Origin of the sequence: Ferruginibacter sp. (assembly GCF_014377975.1) — a bacterium.
Taxonomy (GTDB): Bacteria; Bacteroidota; Bacteroidia; order Chitinophagales; family Chitinophagaceae; genus Ferruginibacter.
Window position 1 is genome coordinate 1 of record NZ_JACMOO010000169.1, and the last position, 2,096, is coordinate 2,096.

The window sequence follows — 2,096 nt, forward strand, 5'->3', positions numbered from 1 at the left end:
AATACCGGAAATTTTGCTGTAAATATTAATGCACTTAATACCACACTTATAGGAAATCCATATCCTTCACCTATAGATTTTCATACGATCACTAAAAACAATGTAAATGATAAGTTTTATATATGGGATCCACAAATGGGCGGTAGTAACGGAGTGGGCGCTTATGTAACAATGATTTGGAACAGCTCTTCCAAAACCTACGATGCTACCACTTCTACAAGATTGGTTAGTAGGTACATCCCTAGCGGAGAAGCTTTTTTTATAGAATCGCTGGATGGTATTAATCCAGGTAATCTCACCTTTAAAGAAACAGATAAAAACAATGCCGGAAGCGATCAATTGTTCAGACCTGTTTATGGCAATGAAAAAATCAGGATCAATTTATTTGCTGTAAAACCAGATGGTACCGCATCATTTTCTGATGGCGTGCTTACTACTTATGATAACAATAATGTCAATGCGGTAGATAAAAATGATGCAAACAAATTAATTAATATTGGGGAAAATATCTGTATTGGTAGGGAAGATAAAAATTTAGCCATAGAAAGAAGGCAAACCATCGATGGAAATGATACCACCTTTTTAAATGTATATAAGTTAAAGCAGCAGAATTATAAATTGCAGATAACAACCGAATCGATGATCAACAGTAGCTTGTATGCTATACTTAAAGATAATTTTTCGGGTGCTACAAATAATACTGTATTAAATATGGGAGGGATAACAGATATTGTTTTCAATGTTACCGCAGATCCGGCTTCTTACGCCGTTAATCGTTTTAGTATTGTATTTGCAAAGCAGGTGATATTGCCGGTCACTTTTATATCCGTAAAAGCCTATCGGGTGCAAAAAAATATATCCGTAGAATGGAAAACAGCCAATCATTTGAATATTAAGGAATATGAAGTACAGCATTCATCTAACGGTATCAATTTTACAAAGGCAGCAACCATAAAAACAATGGTAAATATCGGCGGCAATGCAGCTTACAGTTGGTTAGATGTAAATGCTGTCCAAGGCATACATTACTATAGAATAAAATCAAGCAGTTTTAAAGAAAAAGACCATTACAGCTCTATTATGAAGGTGGATATTAGCGGTATTAATGCCGAAAAAAACATTGTGGTATATGGTAACATTATAAAGGATAACAATGTAACCTTACAAATCAACCATTTAGAAAAAGGCATTTATAGTCTTCAGCTATACAGTATGGATGGCCAGTTAATAAAGAGTTTTTCAGTGAATCATGCTGGCGGCAGTGCAGCGCAAACTTTTACTATCAATCAATATGTAGCAAGGGGCAAATACAAAGTACAATTATCGGGTAAATCTGTAAATCTTACCACCTGGTTAATAAAAGAATAATACTGTTTTTTGCCAGATGAATATGGTGATGGAACCCGTATCGATAAGGTATTGGATAATTTATCTGCAAAATTTAGCCATCGATAAACAAAATATAAAGCTGGTGCTTTTTACTAAAGCACCAGCTTTTATTATTAATTATACTTCAGTGTTCAAACATAAAACTACTAATCTGCAGATGCTGCCTTTTCAAAAAAAAATACCAGCCTCCCAAACGATTTATAAAAATTAAGTTTGTTGATTTTTAACAATATCTACCATAGAAAACTTGAATCTTACAACAAATTTTATGTAAGTAAACACAAAATACCTACACTACTTTATATTTCCCCGCTAGCTTAAATGCCTAATCAGCTGCAGGGCTTACCATTTAAGTTTTGTTGCCGGAAAATGAATGCAACTTCAAGCTCGATATCACAAAATTGGTAAATACCCTTGCACAAGATGCTGATAATTTTACCATACCTTATCAAGCTGCCCTTTGCAACCGAAAATAAGTTTTTTGAATACCTGCATTCCTTGAATATATTTACAGTACGCCTTTATCTTTTGTTTTTTATAAAATTGTCGCAACCTTAGGTAGGTTGTACTGCTGGATTTAGGCATCACAATATTCAATATTTAAACCCTTTAACTGAAATGGAAAAGAATGAAAGGCAAATTTTAATTGATCGGATATTTGTTGCCATTGAAAAGTATATACCTGTTTACATGGCACACGTGGAAGA

1 protein-coding gene is annotated in these 2,096 nt (G+C 33.8%); it reads left to right on the top strand.

Annotated elements, in window-relative coordinates; genetic code table 11:
* The coding region (locus H7254_RS09625) for a hypothetical protein (protein WP_301932762.1) at positions 1-1,368 on the top strand (1,368 nt) is incomplete at its 5' end.
* Positions 1,369-2,096 lie beyond the last annotated feature (728 nt).